The following is an 18,047-nucleotide window of genomic DNA, read 5'->3' as shown; positions in this document are numbered from 1 at the left end:
ATTAACTTTTTGCTGGCTTAACGTTTGAAGAAGTTGCTTTTGACGAGGTCGACGACGTCTTCCATGCGGCCGTTGAGAACGGCTTTGGTGGAGTAGAGCGCGGTGGAGGCGACTTCTCCGGCGGCTACCTTGGGCGGCATGACGAGTTCCATGCGGTTGACCTTGACGTCGAGCAACGCGGGGCCGTCGTGATTGAGCCATTCGGTGATGGCGGGATTGAGTTCGTGGGTTTCTTCGACGCGTTTGCCCCAGATGCCCATGGCTTGGGCAAGTTTATCGAAGTCAGGGTTTTCGAGGTCGGTGTAGCTGTCGAGCAGGCCTTCGACCTTCTGTTCGAGTTCGACAAAGCCCAGCGCGCTGTTGTTGTAGACGACGATCTTGAGCGGCACCTTCTCTTGCTTGAGGGTGAGGAGATCGCCCATCAGCATGGTCAGGCCGCCGTCACCGCACATGGCGATGACTTGCCGCTTGGGAAACGCCTTCTGAATGCCGATGGCTTGCGGGTAGGCATTGGCCATGGTGCCGTGGACGAGGCTGGAAAGCGTGCGGCGCTGGCCGTTGGCGTGTATGTGACGCAGCATCCAGACCATGGGGCTGCCGCCATCCGCCGTAAAGATGGCGTCATCGGCGCCCTGCTCGTCGAGCGCCAGGGTCAACTCCTGCGGATGGATCAGCGCATCGTCCTTGGATTCGTGGGCGTCATTCCCCAAAGCGTCCAGATACTGCTTGCGGCAGTTATCCACCCAGCGGGTGTCGGTCTGCTCATCGACCATCTTCGCCAGCGCCAGGCAGGTATCGCGCACGCTGCCGACCAAGCCGATATCCACCGGGTGGCGCTTGCCGATCTGTTGCGGGTCGATATCCACCTGGATGATGGTCGCCTTCTCGGGGTAGAACTGGCCCCAGGCGAAGTTGCAGCCCAGCAGCAAAAGCGTGTCGCATTCGGACACGGCGTGATAGCCGCCTGCCAAGCCGAATACGCCGGTCATCCCCACCTGAAAGGGATTGTCGGGCTCGATGAAGTCCTTGGCGCGCGAGGTCCAGGCCACCGGGGCGTTGAGTTTGGCCGCCAGCGCCATGACTTCGCTACGTGCGTTCTCGCAGCCGAATCCGGCGAAGATGGATATCTTGCCACCCTGGTTGAGCTGTTTGACGGCGGGGACGAATTCCTCGGCGTTGGGTCGCACGATGGGGTCGAAGCGATGCGCGCGAAACGCCAAGTCCTGGCTGGGCGTCTGGGTGAACATATCACCATGTACGATCAGCACCGCGACACCGTTCTTGGCCAGGGCGGCTTGTGCCGCCAAGGCCGTCATGCGCCGCGCCTGATCGGGATTGACGACCGACTCGCAGAATACGCTGTACTGCTCATAGATCGGCTTGGGATCGACATCCTGCGGAAAGCCGATGCCGGCGTCCTTGGTGGCCACCTGGGAGGCGATCAACACCACCGGTGAGCCGCTTCGATGCGCCTCGAACAGCCCATTGACGAAATGCAGGCTGCCAGGGCCGCAGGTACCGGCGCAAAGCGCCAGTTCGCGGGTCATGTAGGCCTCGCCGCCCGCCGCGAAACCGCCGACCTCCTCATGGCGCACATGCACCCATTCCAAGTCGCCGCTGCGCCGAATGGCGTCGGTGAAGTGATTGATGGTATCACCGACGACGCCATAGCAGCGCTTGGCGCCCGCGTCCGCCAGTGTCTCGACGATGATATCGGCCACGTTACTGTGACTACTCATGCGATTCCCTCCGCATCGGCGCCCATGTGAGGCGCGTAAACGTGATCGCCACGCCGATGCGTGGCGTCCCGCTCTCACTCTATGCCCGACGAAGGTCGATCTCCAAGTCCAATGTTGCTTGACTGCGTAAGCGCGTAGACGCGACGGGCGCGCTCTAAGCTATGTCGCATACGACTGGAGTAGACGCTTGGCCATGCCCTTAGCAACGAGGGCCGCTTGGGGGGCCGCCATGACATGCGCCTGGACAATCGCGCCTTCCTTTAGAAAGACGAGTTCTTGCGATAATTCGTCGGCTCTCTCGGCGTTCACCTGGTATGCATGGCGCAAGAGCATCTCACCCACAAGGCGCTTATGCGCTTGGCACTGCTTATGATGAACGTTCTGCGGATCAGTGTATTCTGCGCAGGTATTGATGAAGAAGCACCCATGGAACGGCATGATGGCCTCGTCACGCTCGTTGAACCAGTCATTTAGCGCATCGAATACCGCTAAAAGCGCGCCTTCTCCTGGCGGTGCCTGCTCAATGCGTGCTTCAAGCCATGTGCGAAATTGCTGATCTCGATACGCCAGCGTCGCCGCGATCAATGCTTCTTTGCTCTCGAAGTGATGATACAGCGTTCTTTTTGCGACTCCCGCCGCGTCGATGACCTGATTGATGCCGACGGCATGTATGCCATAGCGATAAAAAAGCGAAAATGCCGTGGAAATCAGCTGGTCACGCTTTTCCAACCTGTTGCTTGCTTGAGACAAAGCCCTGCTCCCGGTGAATCAACATAGCTTGATATTTGTATACCGATCTGTCTACCATACCAAAGTAGACAGACCGGTATACATCCAGCATCAGGAGTCGCCTCCATGAAATCTCTTATCCCATCTATCGTTTCAGCCGCCATTGCGGGATTCGGCGCTATGGCCTGCATCACGCTACTTGCCTATCTTGAACACTTTGACACATCGATAGTGTGGTTGATGGCGCCATTTGGAGCGACGATGGTGATTTTGTTCGGCTTGCCCTCAAGCCCTTTGGCCCAGCCCCGTAACATACTCTTTGGGCATCTCATCACTTCCGTAGTGGGTGTCGTGATTCTGCATACCTTAGGCGTGACACCGCTGTCACTAGGGCTCGCGGTAGGATTGGGCGTCTTTTTCATGCTGATGACCAAAACCACTCACCCACCCGCTGGCGCCAACCCGCTCGTAATCATGTTAACCGGCCAGTCTTGGCAGTTTTTAGTTTTTCCCGTAGGAGTGGGTGCTTTGGCTATATTAGGATTCGGTTTGCTATATCATCGCTTGATCAGCCGTCACGAATATCCGGCGGCCTCGCATCGCTGAGGCTCATCATCAGCCGCAAGGCTCCGAATCGGCCTGCCACGCTTGTTAGCCGTGCCTCAACTTCCCCGGTGTCTGCCCGGTCGAGCGCTTGAACGCGCGGCTAAAGGCGGCCTGAGAGCCGTAACCCAGGCGCCAGGCGACCTGATCGATCGATAATTGCTTCTCGACGATCCACTGCGTGGCTAGACGCATACGCAATTGGGTGACGTAGCCGAGCGGCGAGACGCCCAGCGAGCCGCGGAAGCGTTCGGCGAATACCGAGCGCGAGCAGCCCATCTCCACCGCCATGGCAGCGACCGTCCAGTCGCGGCCAGGCTCGCGGTGGACGGCGGCGATGACCTTGCCCAGGCGCGGATCACGCAACGCCTCGATCCAGCCACCGATATCGACGCAGTCGCATTCGACCCAGCCCCGCACGATGCTAGCGGCGACGACGTCGGCCAATCGCGAGAGGATGCCGGCGGCACCGGCGCGTTCGAGACGCGCTTCGCGCGCCATGGCTTCCAGCATCGGCAGCATCTCGGGATAGCGCGAGAGTAGCGTGCCGACATGCATTACCGCAGGCATCAGCGTCAAAAGCGGCTGCATGCCGCCCAGATCGAACTGCATGCAGCCGCTGAACAGGCGCACCGGTGAAGTGCCGTCGAGCGTATCGGTGCATTCATTGACACAACTGAAGTCGTCACACAGCGGCAGCGCGTCAATCTGTTCGATATCGCGACTCTTCACCTCAGGCGAAGAAAGCAGACAGTGTTGGCCACCCCTCGGCAGGAGCACGGCATCGCCGGTCTCCAGGACCTGTTCCTCTTCGCCGAGCCGTAATATGACGGGCCCTTGGGCGACGAAGTGAAATTGCGCGCAGCGGGCATCGGTATCGAAACGAATGCCGAAAGGCGGCGCTAGCTGGACGCGTCGATAGTTCAGCCCTGACAGACGCATGCCGAGCAGCAGCTCATTGATCCATTCGCTGGAGCTTAGCGTGGCATCACCGGGCGCAACAGCGTCGGACTCTTGATCAAACATATCGGATCTTTAGTGATAGATGATCCCAAGATAATACTTTAGTCTACGCATCATCCCAAGTATTGATCGGAAGTCTCGAAATGACGACGCAAGAAACTCAACCCCCGACGCACGAGTCGCCCACGCCATCGCGCTGGGTCGCCGTGTTTTCGCTGACGATGGGCGTATTCAGCCTGGTGATGGCGGAATTTCTGCCAGCCAGCCTGCTGACGCCAATGGCGGATTCGCTCATGATCAGCGAAGGCCAAGCCGGGCAGGCCGTGACGGTCACGGCGGTGGTGGCACTGCTCTCCGGCTTGCTGGTGACCTCCGTGACGCAGCGCCTCGACCGGCGCCACGTGCTGCTAGGGTTCTCCGTGCTGATGATCGCGGCCAACCTGGTGGTGGCCTTCGCCCCGCATCTGGCCTGGTTGCTGGTCGGCCGGGTGCTGCTCGGCGTAGCGCTGGGCGGGTTCTGGGCGCTGTCGGCGGCCACAGTGATGCGGCTGGTGGCGGAGCATGACGTCCCGCGCGCACTGTCGCTGCTGTTCACCGGTGTCCCCATCGCCACCATCAGCGCCGCTGCACTGGGCAGCTATCTCGGCGACATGATCGGCTGGCGCAATGTGTTCCTGCTCGCGACGGCGCTCTCGATCCTCACGCTGGTTCTGCAGTATTTCACTTTGCCGCGAATGGCACCCGGACGGCCGACGCCGCTGGGTACGCTGGTCAGCGTGATCAAGCGGCCGGGCATGGCGGTCGGCATCGTGGCCATTCTGCTGGTGTTCTGCGGCCATTTCGCCTTTTTCACCTATGTCCGTCCGTTTCTCGAAGGCGTGTCCCAGATGGGTATCAACGAGCTTTCTTCGACCCTGCTGGCGTTCGGTGTGGCGAACTTCGTCGGCACGTTGGCTGCGGGCTACCTGCTCGAGCGCAGCCTGCGACTGACGCTGTTATTGATGCCGCTGATCATGGGCGTGCTGGGCTGGCTTTTGGCCACGCTGGGCGGCATTTCGATGGGCACCGATGTCCTCATGGTGGCCCTATGGGGCTTCGCCTTCGGCGCCGTGCCGGTTGCCTGGTCGACCTGGATCACCCGTGTCGTGCCGGACGAAGCCGAGAGCGGTGGCGGTCTGATCGTCGCCTCGATCCAACTGGCGATCGCGCTGGGCGCCGCCGTCGGCGGGGTGATGTTCGATATCAGTGGCGTCCTGGGTGTGTGTGCGACGGCCGGCACGATGCTGTTGGCCGCCGCCGCTCTGGTGCTTGTCGGCGTGAGAACGCAGCCGACTGTCTCCAGCGATGGCGATGCCGTCACGGCCTGTCAGTAAACAAGGCAAGAATCCGCCAGCCGGGGACAGCCACGGTTGGCGGTATTTCCAACGCGTAAACGAGCACAAAAGCTCGGCCTCCGGGTACTTGAAGTCTTGAAGCTGAGCCAGGTTTTTTCCCTTCTCTCCAGAGCACCTACAAAAAAGCCACGCCCGAAGGCGTGGCATTCCCTTGAAGCCCCTTTGAACAGGGGTCTTGACGGCGCGTTATCGTAGTTATGGTGACGCGGGCCGGATCGCGCGATCAGGCATCTTCCTCGTCGTCGCCGTCTTTGTCACCGAGATAGTCGGCCTTGCTGGAACGCTCGATCCATAGCGGATTCGTCCAGGCGGTATCGCCATCGGCATCGTCGACTTCCAGCGCGACCCAGCCCTCAGCGTCGCCGGGAATCTCGAAGGTCAACGTCGCGTCAGTGCCGTCGAGGGATTGCGTGGCGATCACCTCGCCGCCTTCGCCGATCAGGCGCGCTTCCTCGAGGCCATTGACGGCGGTGGCGTTCACCGTCCATTCGCCCTTGGCGTCTTCCACCAGGCGCAGGCTGTCACCGAACATGTGGTTCTCGGGGAACAGCAGCGGCCCCTGGGTCGCGTAGCCATGGCCGTCCTTGAGGGCACGAGCAAAGGCGCGAGGGGTCAGCTCGCCAGGCACGTGGCCCATCATACGAATGCGGCCAGTGAGGTCGTTCCAGGCGTCATGGGTGTCCGTGCCCGCCGTGAAGTACATGCGCGTGCCTTGATCCCACAAGCGATGCGCGGCTTTCAAGGTCGGCTCGTTATCCACCTCGGCGTTGAGCTCGAGCAGATCGAAGCCGGTGGTGAAGCCACCCGGCACCTTGCCATCGCCCAAGTTCTGCAGATAACCGTAAGCGTTGTACGGGTGATTCATGGGAATTACTTCGGCCCCCAGGCGACGCGCGTCCTTGAGGATGTCCTGCACGTCATCGGTGCCGGGGTCGACGTCGAGCTCACCGTTCATTTCAATGGGGAACGGATTCATGTGGCCCCACGAGGGAGAAATCTCGATGGAGGGAATGAACGGCACGCCACGCTCGGCGGAGAGCTTGCGGAAGGTGTCGTGGTTGGTAGTGGAGTCGTGATCGCTGATGAAGGTCAGGTCGAGATCCGTGGCCAACTGCGCACGCACTACCATGTCCGGCGGCGTGGTGCCTTCCAGCACATTGGCGTGGTGGTGCAGATCGGCGCCGTACCAGTGTGCGTCGTTGGGCTCGACGAGACGCTCGATCTCGACGGTCTTGTCTATCTCTTCGCCGGTTTCGAGGCTGACTTCCAGCGTCTGCTCACGCGCCGTAAAGCCGGCGCCGGCGTTGACGCCCAGGCGGTAATCGCCAGGCGCCAGTTTGAGCTCGGCATGCCCGGCCGGGTCGAGCTCGGTGAAGAAGGTCTGCTTGCCGAGGAATTCCACCGGCGGCTGCTGGCCTTCAAGAATGGTCAGCCGTGCATCGCGCGGGGTGTCGTTGTCGGCACCGCGAATATCCAGCGACAAGGTGCCGGGGCCGCGCATGTCGTCAAAGGTCAGCTCGCGCTCGCTGCCGGCGGTGACATTCAGTTCGACCGGCTCGGCGTTGGCGAAGCCTTCCGCCGTGGCGTAAGCCTGGTACTCGCCCGCCGGCAGCGGCATCGAGAACTTGCCGTCATCGGCCAGCGTCCAGGCGTAGGGCGCGCCTTCCTTCTCGATCATTACCAGGCCATTGGCGGGTGCCTCGCCATCGCCATCGCGCAGTTGGCCGTGAATCTCGCCGCTATCGAGATTCTTGCGTTCGATCTCGCTGGCGACCACCGGCGACAGATCGCCTTCCGGCACGACCTGCAACCAGCCCTCGAAACTGCGCGACTCGCCGGATGCCAGGCTGTACTCGAGGTACATGTCCTGGCCTTCGTAATTGATGCGGTCGAAATACGGCGCATGCAGGGCGAAGGCCCAGTCCTGGTCGTAGGCGACCATGCGGTCGGTGAGCGCGTCGCTGGCCTCGGTTTCCTTGGCGTCGCCCAGGCCGGGAACGCCAAACAGGTAGCCTGTATCCGGCCATAGGGTGAAGCCTGAGCGAATATCCTCAAGCGGCGCCTCGCCCTGATTGTCGAGCACGGTTTCCAGATGCACGCGGTCGCTGCCAGCGTCCAGCGTGTAGGTCGTCGTGACCATCGCATCGCCGAAGTTGCGGCTGACGCGAATCACCGCGCGCTCGGGCGACTTCTCGATGACCTCGACCTTCTTACCATCGTTGGGCCAGGCGGACCAGTTGTTGGGGATGAAGTCGGCGAAGGCGACGCGATCGAGATCGATCTCGCCGTCCTTCACCGCCGCCAGGTCGACCAGGGTGCCACGCGGCACGCCCCAGGGTGGCCGCGACTCGACGGCCAGCGCGAAGGCCAGCTTGTCGTTGGAGACGGTAATGTCTTCGGCGTTAGTCGCCTCGCCATCGGGAATGTCGGTCGTGCCGCGCGTAACGCTGACATCGGCCTGCGCCAGCGAGGCGGCGCCCAGCGTTAGCGCCGCCAGCGGCGCGAGGTGCCATCGAGAATGTGTCATGAGATCCCTCTGATATTGAATTATTATCCAAAACTGTCCTTTCCATTATTCATAATTTTGATTGTGCGTTCAAATTACGCTCGCCTGCGAAAGAGCGCTTGCCCTGGAGTGCACTCTAGGGTTGTAGAATCGAGACATATTGGCCAACAAACGATATGGGATCTCTCATGGCATGCTGCTGCGGTTCTTCTTCCCCTTCACCACAATCGACGCCGCGCTACCGGCGCGTGCTGTGGATTGCGCTGCTCGTCAACGCGGTGATGTTCGGCGTCGAGATGCTGGCGGGAATGAAGGCGGATTCGACCTCACTGATGGCCGACTCTCTAGATTTCCTCGGCGACGCAGCGAATTACGCCATCAGCCTCGGCGTACTGGGCATGGGCCTGATCTGGCGTGCTCGCGCGTCGCTGGTCAAGGCCGCGACCCTGGCCGGGTTTGGCGTCGTGGTGCTGGGGGTGACGTTGCATAACCTGCTGGTGGGTAGTTATCCGGATGCACCCACCATGGGCGCAGTGGGGCTCGTTGCACTGCTCGCCAATCTCGCAGTGTTGCTGCTGTTGATGCGCTATCGCGAGGGCGACAGCAACATGCGCAGCGTATGGATCTGCACGCGTAACGATGTCATCGGCAACGGCGCGGTGCTGCTCGCCGCAGTGGGCGTGTTCGGCAGCGGCACCGCCCTGCCCGACCTAATCGTCGGTGGGGTATTCGCGTTTCTCTCGCTCTCCGGCGGCTGGAAGATCGCCCGTCAGGCACGCGCCGAGCTGCGTCAAGCCCGCGAGGCCGAGCAGTCTGGGGCTACCGCTGCCGAGTCACGCTAGAGGCTCTCAAAACTCGATGGCCACATGACTCTTGGGCGTGCTGCAGCAACTCAGGATATAGCCATCCGCTTCGTCGTCCTCGGTGATGCCGCCGTTATGCTCCATGTTGACATCGCCCGAGAGCTTCTTGACCTTGCAGGTTCCGCAGATGCCCATTCCGCAGGCCTTGGGAATATGCAGGCCGAGCTTGGCGGCGGCGGAATGCACGGTCTCCTCGGGCAGAATACGAATGCTCTTGCCACTATTGCTGAATTCAACCTGCAGCATATCGGCGGTATCGACGGCCTCCATCTCCGCCTCGGCCTGCTCGGCGAGCTCCTCCACATCCGCCCGGACATCGGCGGGCGTGGCGCCGAACACCTCCTCGTGATAATGGCTCATATCGAAGCCATGGCTCTTCAGTACCTGCTTGACGGCATTCATGTATGGCGTGGGGCCGCAGCAGAAGATCTCGCGCTCCAGATAGTCCGGCGCCATCAATTCGAGCATCGCCTGCGCCAGATAGCCGCGAAATCCCGCCCAGGCCACGCCGTTTTCATCATCGCGCTCGCAGACGATATGCATCCGAAAATCGGGAATCCGCGAGAAGATATGTTCCAGCTCACGGTGGAAGATGATGTCGCGCGGCGAGCGCGCACTGTGCACGAACTGCAGGTCGACGTTAGCGTTGGTATCGAAGAACCAGCGCGTCATCGACATCAGAGGTGTGATCCCGACGCCACCGGAGAGCATGAGCACCTTGTCGGCGGGATAATCGATGACGTTGAAATCCCCCACCGGGCCATGCACCACCAGCTCGTCGCCGATTTGTAGATTGTCATGCAGCCAGTTGGAAACACGCCCACCGGGCAAGCGCTTGACCGTGATCGAGAAGCTGTAGGGCACCGAGGGTGAACTGGAAATCGTGTAGGAGCGCATGATCGGCTCGCCGTCGATCTCCAGTTCCAGGGTCACGAACTGCCCGGGCTTGAAGAAGAACAGCACCGGCTGATCGGCCATGAAGCAGAAGGTGCGGACATCCCAGGTTTCCTGGATGACCTTCACGCAACGCACGTTATGGCGCCCATTGGTCCAGGTCTGAGTAGTGACGGGATTGAAGTAGTTCAAGCTCATGAGATGGCTACCTGGTCGCGCGGCGGTATCTGACTGTCAAGCGCATTGTGGCCGCCCTCCGCATCGGCCACTTACCTGCCAACGACACGCGCATGCCTGCTCCAGCCGCCGCCACGCGGACAGTCGCCAACTGACGTCGTCACGGCATCGGCGGATGTCGCGGGCAGACAATTCACACTAGTGGCGATACGCCACACTCCTCGACATACACGCCTCTCACGCCCACTCACCCAACGTCATGGCGCCCCCGTTACCCGACACGGCGCACTAAGAGGAAGAGGATGCCTTCATGGATCTGATCGCTAAATCCGCACTCGACGATCCCTTGGCCGCCGCGCGTGACGCGACCGCCGACATGCTTCGCCAGCGTCGGCGCACGTATTCGCTGCCGCAACCCTTCTATAACGACCCACGCGTGTTCGCGCTGGATATGCAGGAAATCTTCACCCATGAGTGGCTGTTCGTCGGCATGACCTGCGAGCTGCCCGCCAAGGGCAATTACCTGACCGCGCAGATCGGCGACAATCCCATCATCGTGGTGCGTGGCGATCAGGGCACACTGCATGCCTTCCACAACGTCTGTCGCCACCGTGGATCGCGGCTGTGCACGCAGGAGAAGGGCAAGGTCGCCAAGCTGGTCTGCCCCTATCATCAATGGACCTACGAACTCGACGGCCGCTTGCTGTTCGCCGGACAGGACATGGGCGAGAATTTCGATCTTTCCGAACATGGCCTCAAGCCGGTGGCAGTGAAGAGCGCCGGCGGCTTCATCTTCGTCAGCCTCGCCGAGCAGCCGCCGGCCATCGACGACTTCCTGGCCACGCTGGAGGAGTACCTGGCGCCTTACGAGATGGACAACGTCAAGGTCGCGGCGGAATCGAATATCGTCGAGCAGGCCAACTGGAAACTGGTCATCGAGAACAACCGCGAGTGCTATCACTGCAACGGCGCCCACCCGGAGCTGCTCAACTCGCTGATCGAGTACGACGACACCGACGACCCGCGTGCCACGCCTGCCTATCGCGAACTGGTCGCCCGCCAGCAAGCGCATTGGGATTGCCAGCAAGTGCCTTGGGCGCTTCAGCGCTTCGGCAAGCGCGAGCGCCTGACCCGCACGCCGATGATCGACGGCGTCATGTCGATGACGATGGATGGCAAGCCCGGCTGTGGAAAGTTGATGGGGCGCCTACAAAGCCCGGACATGGGTTCGCTGCGCATTTTGCATCTGCCCAACTCCTGGAACCATTTCATGGGCGATCATGCCGTGGTCTTCCGGGTGCTGCCGCTGGGCCCGCAACAGACCCTGGTGACCACCAAGTGGCTGGTCCGTGGGGATGCCCAGGAAGGCGTCGACTACGACCCGCAATGGCTACGCAAGGTATGGGACGCGACCAACGATCAGGACCGGCAACTGGCCGAGGAGAACCAGCGCGGCATCAACTCCATCGCCTACCAGCCCGGCCCTTACTCCGAGACCTACGAATTCGGCGTAATCGACTTCGTCGACTGGTACAGCGAAACCCTGCTCTCCTACCTGGAATCGGAAACGCCTTCGTTGCAGGTCGTGCGAGGCTGACCCCTGGCGTCATGTGCTGACATGGCATACTGCATCATCCCGCGCCGATACCGGCGCGGGATCAGCGGTAGAGCTTGCCCTCGCCCACCATGACGGCTTGTCCGCCGATGCGAATGGCCATGGCATCGTCACCTTCGACCCAGGCATGGATACGACTGGGACGACCCATTTCGACGCCCTGATCGATCTGCCAGTACCCGCGGCCACTTCTCGTTTCCCGCGTTGCCAGGAAACCAGCCAAGGCGGACGCGGCACTGCCAGTGGCCGGATCCTCGCGTAGATTGCCGATTTCGGTGGAGAACATCCGCGAGCGTCGGGTTTCGTCGCCGGTACGAACATGCAGATAAATCTGTTCAATGCCGCTCGGCGACACATACCGGCTCCATAGTGCTGCCGATGGTCGCGCCTGCGCCAGCGCGTCGAAACTGGACAGTTCGACCAGGTGATACGCAAGGCCACAAGAAGCGATCTGCGGATCGTCAACCACCTGAGAAGCTGACAAACCGAGCAGCTCGGCGGCCGTGGCACTATTCAGGGAACTTGGCTGCACAGCGACTGGCCGAGCAGTCGTGAAACGCGCCATGTCATCGTCAAACCGCACCTCCAGATCTCCCACACCAGCTTGCAGCACCAGCGGCGACTGGCGCTCGGCCAAACCGAGTGACGCCAGCAAATGGGCCGTTCCAATGGTCGGGTGGCCGGCAAAAGGCAACTCAGTGCCAGGAGTAAAGATGCGGATCGGGAAGCAGTTATCGGCTGTCTGCGTGCCGACGAAAACTGTCTCCGAGAGATTCAATTCGGTCGCAATGGCCTGCATCCGCTCGTCGGATATGCCTGACGCTTGCGTAAAGACTGCTAACGGATTACCTGCAAACGGCGTATCCGTAAAAACATCGAGTAGATAGTAACGGTCACCGGCCGTGTCCATCGGTTCACCTCCCTTGAGCGACGAGTCGAATGCAGGATGACGTCTAGAGGGATCTTAACCGACCGGTGATCGCGAAGCGAATCGCGGTGCGAGAGCCAACGGAGCGCCTGTGGACTCCTGTAATACACGCCAACGCCGCGCCGATACATACCGGCACGGCGTTGGACGTTAAAGGCTGTGCTTATTCGTTCGCGCGCAGGCGGGGCAGTAAATGGGTGTCGATCGCCTGACGAACCGAGGGCAGCATTTCATCGCTGTGCTGCAACATGTCGTGAATGGCTTCGGGCAAACCTTCCACGCCGACTTCGTTGTACTTGCATGCCGCCATGCGGGCACAGGTTTCAGGACACGCGCCGTCGGGAATGCGCACGCCCAGCGCCTGCAAGCGCTGGCGAAAGTCGTCACCGTCGATCAGATCCGCGAGCATCATGTCTTTCCCTCCTCGAGTGACGGCGCGCTAGCCAGTATCGTCTGTCGCGGCCGCGATGGTCGTTGTTGTGGCTTACCACTGGCGCGAACGCTTGTCGCCAGAGACGTTATCCAAAGTTTAGGAGAGCGGGGACAAAATGCCCGCTCCCGCCGTCAGTGTGCAAACATAGTCAGTGCGTGAACACCACGGTACGCCTGGCATGCAGAAACACCCGGCGCTCCAGATGTAGCGAGACGGCGCGCGCCAGGGTCAGACATTCGACATCACGCCCCTTGGCCACCAGATCCTCGGGATCATCGGCATGGCTGACCGGCTCCACGCCCTGGGTGATGATCGGCCCCTCGTCGAGATCGTCGTTGATGTAGTGCGCGGTGGCGCCGACCAGCTTGACGCCTTTTTCGAACGCCTGATGATACGGCTTGGCACCCTTGAAGCCCGGCAACAGCGAGTGGTGGATATTGATCGCGCGGCCGCTCAGCAATTCGCACATCTCGGGTGAGAGCACTTGCATGTAGCGCGCCAGGATCACCAGCTCGGCGCCGGTGGACTCGATCACCTCGCGAACCCGGGCTTCCTGCTCTGCCTTGGTCTCGGGCGTGATCGGGAAGTGGTGATACACCAGGCCGTGCCAGGCCACCAGCGGTTCGAGATCGGGGTGATTGGAAACCACCGCGCGAATGTCCAGCGGCAGTTGCCCGGTGCGGTAGCGATACAGCAGGTCATTGAGGCAATGATCGGCCTTGGAGACCATGATCACCACCGGCGTGCGGCGCTCGGGCGGCGTCAGCTCGAAATCCATCTCGAATTCCAAGGCGCGAGGCGCGAAGCCGGCCTTGAAGGCCTCGGCATCGAAGTCGGACGCCTGGGGCCGAAACTCGGTACGGATGAAGAAACGCTCGCCCAGGCGATCGTCGAAGGACTGCTGTTCGGTGATGTAGCAACCGCGCTCCTTGAGGAAGCGGGTCACGACATCCACGGTGCCCAGGCGACTGGGACACTGCGCGGCGAGGATCCAGGTATCGTCACTGCGACTCATGGCGGCTTTCTCGAGCGACACCGATACCATATTCTTCCCCTGCATCCAGCAGCCAGCGATACACATAGTCGGCGAAACTGCGCCGTACGATGAGCTCCCAGCGTGACTCGTCCGGGCGACGCAGGATCACGTTGGTCTTGGCGAAGAGCGTGGTCACGCCCGTGCCCACCGTGAACGCATGCGGGTCGACATCGTAGACCGTCGACTTCATCAGGACTTCATGCGCCGCCTCCCCGGAGAGTTCGATCAGCGTCTGCCCCGCGCTGACGTCGACGATGGCGACATGCGCCTCGCCAAGATGCGCACGTAGCCGCGTCTCGAGACCAAAGGTCTCGTCACCGGGCACGATCAGCAGCCATTCGTCGGGCGACAGCCATTGCACGGAACGCTGGCCGTCGGCATCGACGGTGAGTGAATTGGGACGCCCGGGCAGGCCGATGCCAAGCACCTCGCGCAATGCCTCGTCGAGCACGATGGCACCGCCGCGCAGGATGAGATGCCCCAGGAATGCCCGTTCGCCAATCACCGCACGGCTTTTCTCGCCAGACGCCTCTCCGGGCGCGGGCATACCGCTGCGCTGGTAGGAATACGCCAGCGGTGATTCGGCGGTGACGGTGGCGTGATCGGCGCGGGCGTCGTAGACATGGACCGAGTTAGACATGCTGGCGTTCTCCCTTGGGATCGACGAATTGGGTGCCGACGATCTCGGCTTCATGCACGCGACCATCGGCCATGGGCAGGTAGACGCTCTCGCCCATGCGCTGGTGCCCGCCCTTGACCACCGCCAGCGCGAAGCCGCTTTCCAGCGTCGGGCTGTAATAGCTGGAAGTGACATGGCCCACCATGGGCATGGGAATGGCGTGATTCGGATCGAAGACGATCTGAGCGCCCTCTTCCAGCACCACGCCCGGGTCCTTGGGTTTGAGGCCGACGAGCTGCTTGCGCCCGTCGCGGCGTGTGTCGGAGCGCGTCAGCGCCCGCTTGCCGACCCACGGGAACGGTTTGTCGTAGCCGATGGCCCAATGCATGCCGAGATCCTCGGGCGTCACCGAGCCGTCGGTGTCCTGACCGACGATGATGAAGCCCTTTTCGGCGCGCAGGACGTGCATGGTTTCCGTACCATAGGGGGTCAGATTGAAAGCCTCGCCACGGGCGAAAAGCGCTTCCCAGACGTGCATGGCGTAATGCGCCTGAACGTTGATCTCGAAGGCCAGTTCGCCGGTGAAGGAGATGCGGAACACCCGCGCCGGCACACCGGCCACCTGCCCCTCGCGCCAGTCCATGAACTTGAACGCCTCACGATCAAGATCGATATCGGTCAAGTCGGTGAGCAGCTTGCGCGCCTCGGGGCCGGTCACGGTCATCGTCGCCCAGTGATCGGTGACCGAGTTGAAATACACTTCGAGTTCCGGCCATTCGGTCTGGTGCCAGAGTTCGAGCCATTCCAGCACCGGCGCGGCGTTGCCCGTGGTAGTGGTCATCAGGAAGTGATTCTCGGCCAGGCAACTGGTGGTACCGTCATCCATCACCATGCCGTCGTCGCCGCACATCAGTCCGTAGCGCACGCGACCGGGCGCCAGCTTCTGCCACTTGTTGGTATAGATGCGCCCCAGGAACTCACGGGCATCCGGCCCCTGGATATCGATCTTGCCCAGCGTCGAGGCATCAAGGATGCCCACGCCTTCGCGGACCGAGCGGCATTCGCGGGCCACCGCTTCCTCCATGCTCTCGAGCCCGCCATCGGCGCGCTTGCGTGGATAATACCAGGGGCGCTTCCACTGGCCGACGTCCTCGAATTCGGCGCCGCGGGCGACGTGCCAGGCCTGCATCGGCGTGTAACGTTCGGGATCGAAGAGTTCGCGGCAGTGGCGACCGACGATGGCACCGAAGGTCACCGGCGTGTAGTTGGGCCTGAACACCGTGGTGCCGGTTTCGGGAATGCTCTGCCCCAGGCAGCGCGCGGCCACCGCCATGCCGTTGATGTTGCCCAGCTTGCCCTGGTCGGTGCCGAAGCCCATGGCGGTGTAGCGCTTGACGTGTTCGATGGACTCGAACCCTTCGCGCGTGGCGACGTCGATGGCGGCGGCGGTGACGTCATTCTGCAGATCGACGAACTGCTTGGGCGCGCGCAGCGTGGCTTTTTCATGTGGCACCTGGAACAGCGCGCAGGCCGAGCCTTCATGGCGCGCCGCGACACGCGGCAGCGTCGCGTCATCCACGCTGGCGGCGAATCCCAGCGTCGTCGCCGCGTTGGCGCCGGCCTCGACGCCGTCCGCCAGCACTTCGCCCAGCGGATAGACACCACGCGCAGCGCCCGTCGCGGCGACGCCCGCCACGGTCGAAGGCACGAAGCCGATGATGGCATCGTTCCATACCGGACGCGCGCCGGTATGCGAAGCCAGATGGATCACCGGGCTGTAGCCGCCGGAGCTGGCGATGGTATCGCACGCGAGCGTTTCGACCTTTCCGGTGACCTTGAAGGCGTCCACGTCGATGGCCGCCACGCGTGCCGCCGAGACGCGCTGTTCGCCCTTGGCCTCGAGCACGGCGCTGCCGGTGATGACACGAATGCCCGCCGCCTTGGCCTGCGCAACGAGATCGCCTTCCGGCGCGGTGCGGGCATCGACGATGGCGACCACCTCGCGGCCCGCCTCCTTCCAGTCGAGAGCCGCGCGATAAGCATGGTCGTTGCTGGTGGAGAGTACCAGCTTGTGGCCGGACGCCACGCCGTAGCGGCGAATGTAGGTCGACACCGCCCCCGCCAGCAGGTTGCCAGGGACGTCGTTGTTGGCATACACCAGCGGACGTTCATGAGCGCCGGTCGCCAGGATCACCTGGCCGGCACGCACCCGGTGCAGACGTGAGCGCGGCTGGCGATGACCGGCCTGAGACGGCGCACTATCGCCCAGATGCTCGGTGCGGCGTTCGTGGAGCGTCACGAAGTGATGATCGTGATAACCATGCGCGGTGGTACGCGGCAGCAAGGTGACGTTGTCGTGTTCCGCCAGCGCCGCCAGCGTCGTCTTCAGCCATTGAGCGGCGGGTTGATCGTCCAGCGTTTCGCGCGTGTCGAGCAGCGAGCCACCCATCGTCTCCTGTTCATCGCACAGGAGCACCCGTGCCCCGGCACGCGCCGCCGTCAACGCCGCGCTCAAGCCCGCGGGGCCGGCACCGACAACGAGCAGGTCGCAATGCCGATGCATGTGATCGTAGATATCAGGATCGGGCTGTGTCGGGCTGCGCCCCAGACCGGCGGTCTTGCGGATGTATTTTTCGTAGGTCATCCACATCGAGGCCGGCGCCATGAAGGTCTTGTAATAAAACCCCGGCGGCATGAACGGGCCGCCCAACTTGCCGATCCAGCGCATCATGTCGCGCTGCGCGTCGGGCCAACCGTTGGTGCTACGCGCGACCAGACCGTCGTACAGCGCCTGCTGGGTCGCACGCACATTGGGCACTTGGGTCGCCTCCGTCGCGCCCAGTTGAACCACCGCGTTGGGTTCTTCCGCACCGGCGGCGACGATGCCGCGCGGGCGCGAGTACTTGAAGCTGCGATTGACCAAGTCCACGCCATTGGCCAGCAAGGCCGAGGCCAGGGTGTCGCCGGGATGGCCGGTATAGGAGCGGCCATTGAAGGTAAACGTCAACGCCTGCGTGCGGTCGACCTGGCCGCCTTGCGTCAGGCGATTGGGCTGTGATGCTGACTGGCTCATGCCTGCGCTCCCTTGATCGACGCCACGGCGGCGTCGCTGGCACCCACGGTTTGCTGGCCGCCCTCGGCGACCTGCGCGCTATCAGTTTTTTCCTCACGCGCGGTTTTTTCCTCACGCGCCAGATGCTCGGCAGTGATCGTCGGCTGTTCGCCCATCTTGTAGGTCTCGAGAATCTCGTAACTCACGGTATTGCGTGTGATATTGAAGAACTTGCGGCAGCCCACCGCGTGCAGCCACATCTCGTGATGGATGCCGCGCGGGTTGTCGCGGAAGAACAGATAATCGCCCCACTCTTCGTCATTGCAGGCATCCGGCTCCTCGGGTCTGGCGATATGCGCCTGGCCCTTGGGGTGGAATTCCTCTTCCTCGCGCAATTCTTCGCAGTAGGGGCAGTAGATATGGAACATGGTGGCTCTCCCTTGGAGCGTCTTTCACGATACGGCGACGATAAGCTTTTTCGCTGGCAGGGCTACGC

At 62.1% G+C, this 18,047-nt stretch carries 15 protein-coding genes; 4 read left to right on the top strand and 11 right to left on the bottom strand.

The window, feature by feature from the left end:
* Positions 1-17: 17 nt before the first annotated feature.
* Together L1071_RS02680 and L1071_RS02675 are read right to left on the bottom strand one after the other, a co-directional pair.
* On the bottom strand, positions 18-1,739 hold the full coding sequence (locus L1071_RS02680; protein WP_246968349.1) for a thiamine pyrophosphate-dependent enzyme: 1,722 nt from the start codon (positions 1,737-1,739) through the stop codon (positions 18-20).
* A gap of 159 nt (positions 1,740-1,898) precedes the next feature.
* Positions 1,899-2,489 (bottom strand): TetR/AcrR family transcriptional regulator, encoded by a 591-nt coding sequence (locus L1071_RS02675; protein ID WP_246968347.1) that lies wholly within the window; start codon positions 2,487-2,489, stop codon positions 1,899-1,901.
* A gap of 105 nt (positions 2,490-2,594) precedes the next feature.
* Between L1071_RS02675 and L1071_RS02670 the strand changes: the two genes are divergently transcribed.
* Entirely contained in the window at positions 2,595-3,074 is a 480-nt protein-coding gene (locus tag L1071_RS02670; protein WP_246968345.1) for an HPP family protein, read from the top strand.
* Between the two features lie 45 nt (positions 3,075-3,119).
* Here the strand turns inward: L1071_RS02670 and L1071_RS02665 are convergent, their stop codons facing one another.
* Positions 3,120-4,097, bottom strand: coding sequence for an AraC family transcriptional regulator (locus L1071_RS02665; protein WP_246968343.1), 978 nt, complete (start codon positions 4,095-4,097; stop codon positions 3,120-3,122).
* An 80-nt stretch (positions 4,098-4,177) separates the two neighbouring features.
* Here L1071_RS02665 and L1071_RS02660 point away from each other — a divergent pair, with 80 nt between their 5' ends.
* Complete coding sequence (locus L1071_RS02660; protein WP_246968341.1) at positions 4,178-5,407, top strand: MFS transporter; 1,230 nt, start codon at positions 4,178-4,180, stop codon at positions 5,405-5,407.
* Positions 5,408-5,651: 244 nt separating this feature from the next.
* Here L1071_RS02660 and L1071_RS02655 read toward each other — a convergent pair whose 3' ends face one another.
* Positions 5,652-7,955: a CehA/McbA family metallohydrolase gene (locus L1071_RS02655; RefSeq protein WP_246968339.1), complete on the bottom strand. Its 2,304-nt coding sequence runs from the start codon at positions 7,953-7,955 to the stop codon at positions 5,652-5,654.
* A gap of 167 nt (positions 7,956-8,122) precedes the next feature.
* On the opposite strand from L1071_RS02655, the gene L1071_RS02650 reads away from it, so the two are divergent.
* Positions 8,123-8,776 carry a cation efflux transmembrane domain-containing protein gene (locus tag L1071_RS02650; RefSeq protein ID WP_246968336.1) on the top strand — a complete coding sequence of 218 codons (654 nt, stop codon included), beginning with the start codon at positions 8,123-8,125 and terminating at the stop codon, positions 8,774-8,776.
* A gap of 6 nt (positions 8,777-8,782) precedes the next feature.
* Here L1071_RS02650 and L1071_RS02645 read toward each other — a convergent pair whose 3' ends face one another.
* Positions 8,783-9,889: an FAD-binding oxidoreductase gene (locus L1071_RS02645; RefSeq protein WP_246968333.1), complete on the bottom strand. Its 1,107-nt coding sequence runs from the start codon at positions 9,887-9,889 to the stop codon at positions 8,783-8,785.
* Positions 9,890-10,178: 289 nt separating this feature from the next.
* Here L1071_RS02645 and L1071_RS02640 point away from each other — a divergent pair, with 289 nt between their 5' ends.
* Entirely contained in the window at positions 10,179-11,465 is a 1,287-nt protein-coding gene (locus tag L1071_RS02640; RefSeq protein ID WP_246968330.1) for an aromatic ring-hydroxylating oxygenase subunit alpha, read from the top strand.
* A gap of 61 nt (positions 11,466-11,526) precedes the next feature.
* Here L1071_RS02640 and L1071_RS02635 read toward each other — a convergent pair whose 3' ends face one another.
* The 6 genes from L1071_RS02635 to L1071_RS02610 all read right to left on the bottom strand — a co-directional run bounded on the left by L1071_RS02635 (position 11,527) and on the right by L1071_RS02610 (position 17,979).
* Positions 11,527-12,393: a PhzF family phenazine biosynthesis protein gene (locus tag L1071_RS02635; protein WP_246968327.1), complete on the bottom strand. Its 867-nt coding sequence runs from the start codon at positions 12,391-12,393 to the stop codon at positions 11,527-11,529.
* 181 nt (positions 12,394-12,574) lie between these two features.
* Positions 12,575-12,823, bottom strand: a complete 249-nt coding sequence (locus tag L1071_RS02630; RefSeq protein WP_040244326.1) for a hypothetical protein — start codon at positions 12,821-12,823, stop codon at positions 12,575-12,577.
* A 169-nt stretch (positions 12,824-12,992) separates the two neighbouring features.
* Positions 12,993-13,859 (bottom strand): formyltetrahydrofolate deformylase, encoded by an 867-nt coding sequence (purU, locus tag L1071_RS02625; RefSeq protein ID WP_246968324.1) that lies wholly within the window; start codon positions 13,857-13,859, stop codon positions 12,993-12,995.
* On the bottom strand, positions 13,846-14,520 hold the full coding sequence (locus L1071_RS02620) for a sarcosine oxidase subunit gamma (RefSeq protein WP_246968321.1): 675 nt from the start codon (positions 14,518-14,520) through the stop codon (positions 13,846-13,848). The genes purU and L1071_RS02620 overlap by 14 nt, the downstream gene beginning before the upstream one ends.
* A complete protein-coding gene (locus tag L1071_RS02615; protein WP_246968318.1) occupies positions 14,513-17,572 on the bottom strand; it encodes a sarcosine oxidase subunit alpha family protein in 3,060 nt (1,019 codons plus the stop codon). The genes L1071_RS02620 and L1071_RS02615 overlap by 8 nt, the downstream gene beginning before the upstream one ends.
* Positions 17,569-17,979, bottom strand: coding sequence for a sarcosine oxidase subunit delta (locus L1071_RS02610; protein ID WP_246897088.1), 411 nt, complete (start codon positions 17,977-17,979; stop codon positions 17,569-17,571). The genes L1071_RS02615 and L1071_RS02610 overlap by 4 nt, the downstream gene beginning before the upstream one ends.
* Positions 17,980-18,047 lie beyond the last annotated feature (68 nt).

The organism is Chromohalobacter sarecensis, from assembly GCF_023061135.1.
In the GTDB taxonomy this organism is placed as follows: domain Bacteria; phylum Pseudomonadota; class Gammaproteobacteria; order Pseudomonadales; family Halomonadaceae; genus Chromohalobacter; species Chromohalobacter sarecensis.
The sequence above is the reverse complement of the archived record's forward strand: the minus strand, read 5'-3'. Positions and strand labels throughout refer to the sequence as shown.

Coding starts and splice junctions, on each gene's coding strand:
- L1071_RS02680 (WP_246968349.1), bottom strand. CDS start 1,739: ATGAGTAGTCACAGTAACGTGGCCGATATCATCGTCGAGACACTGGCG.
- L1071_RS02670 (WP_246968345.1), top strand. CDS start 2,595: ATGAAATCTCTTATCCCATCTATCGTTTCAGCCGCCATTGCGGGATTC.
- L1071_RS02665 (WP_246968343.1), bottom strand. CDS start 4,097: ATGTTTGATCAAGAGTCCGACGCTGTTGCGCCCGGTGATGCCACGCTA.
- L1071_RS02660 (WP_246968341.1), top strand. CDS start 4,178: ATGACGACGCAAGAAACTCAACCCCCGACGCACGAGTCGCCCACGCCA.
- L1071_RS02655 (WP_246968339.1), bottom strand. CDS start 7,955: ATGACACATTCTCGATGGCACCTCGCGCCGCTGGCGGCGCTAACGCTG.
- L1071_RS02650 (WP_246968336.1), top strand. CDS start 8,123: ATGGCATGCTGCTGCGGTTCTTCTTCCCCTTCACCACAATCGACGCCG.
- L1071_RS02645 (WP_246968333.1), bottom strand. CDS start 9,889: ATGAGCTTGAACTACTTCAATCCCGTCACTACTCAGACCTGGACCAAT.
- L1071_RS02640 (WP_246968330.1), top strand. CDS start 10,179: ATGGATCTGATCGCTAAATCCGCACTCGACGATCCCTTGGCCGCCGCG.
- L1071_RS02635 (WP_246968327.1), bottom strand. CDS start 12,393: ATGGACACGGCCGGTGACCGTTACTATCTACTCGATGTTTTTACGGAT.
- L1071_RS02630 (WP_040244326.1), bottom strand. CDS start 12,823: ATGATGCTCGCGGATCTGATCGACGGTGACGACTTTCGCCAGCGCTTG.
- purU (WP_246968324.1), bottom strand. CDS start 13,859: ATGAGTCGCAGTGACGATACCTGGATCCTCGCCGCGCAGTGTCCCAGT.
- L1071_RS02620 (WP_246968321.1), bottom strand. CDS start 14,520: ATGTCTAACTCGGTCCATGTCTACGACGCCCGCGCCGATCACGCCACC.
- L1071_RS02615 (WP_246968318.1), bottom strand. CDS start 17,572: ATGAGCCAGTCAGCATCACAGCCCAATCGCCTGACGCAAGGCGGCCAG.
- L1071_RS02610 (WP_246897088.1), bottom strand. CDS start 17,979: ATGTTCCATATCTACTGCCCCTACTGCGAAGAATTGCGCGAGGAAGAG.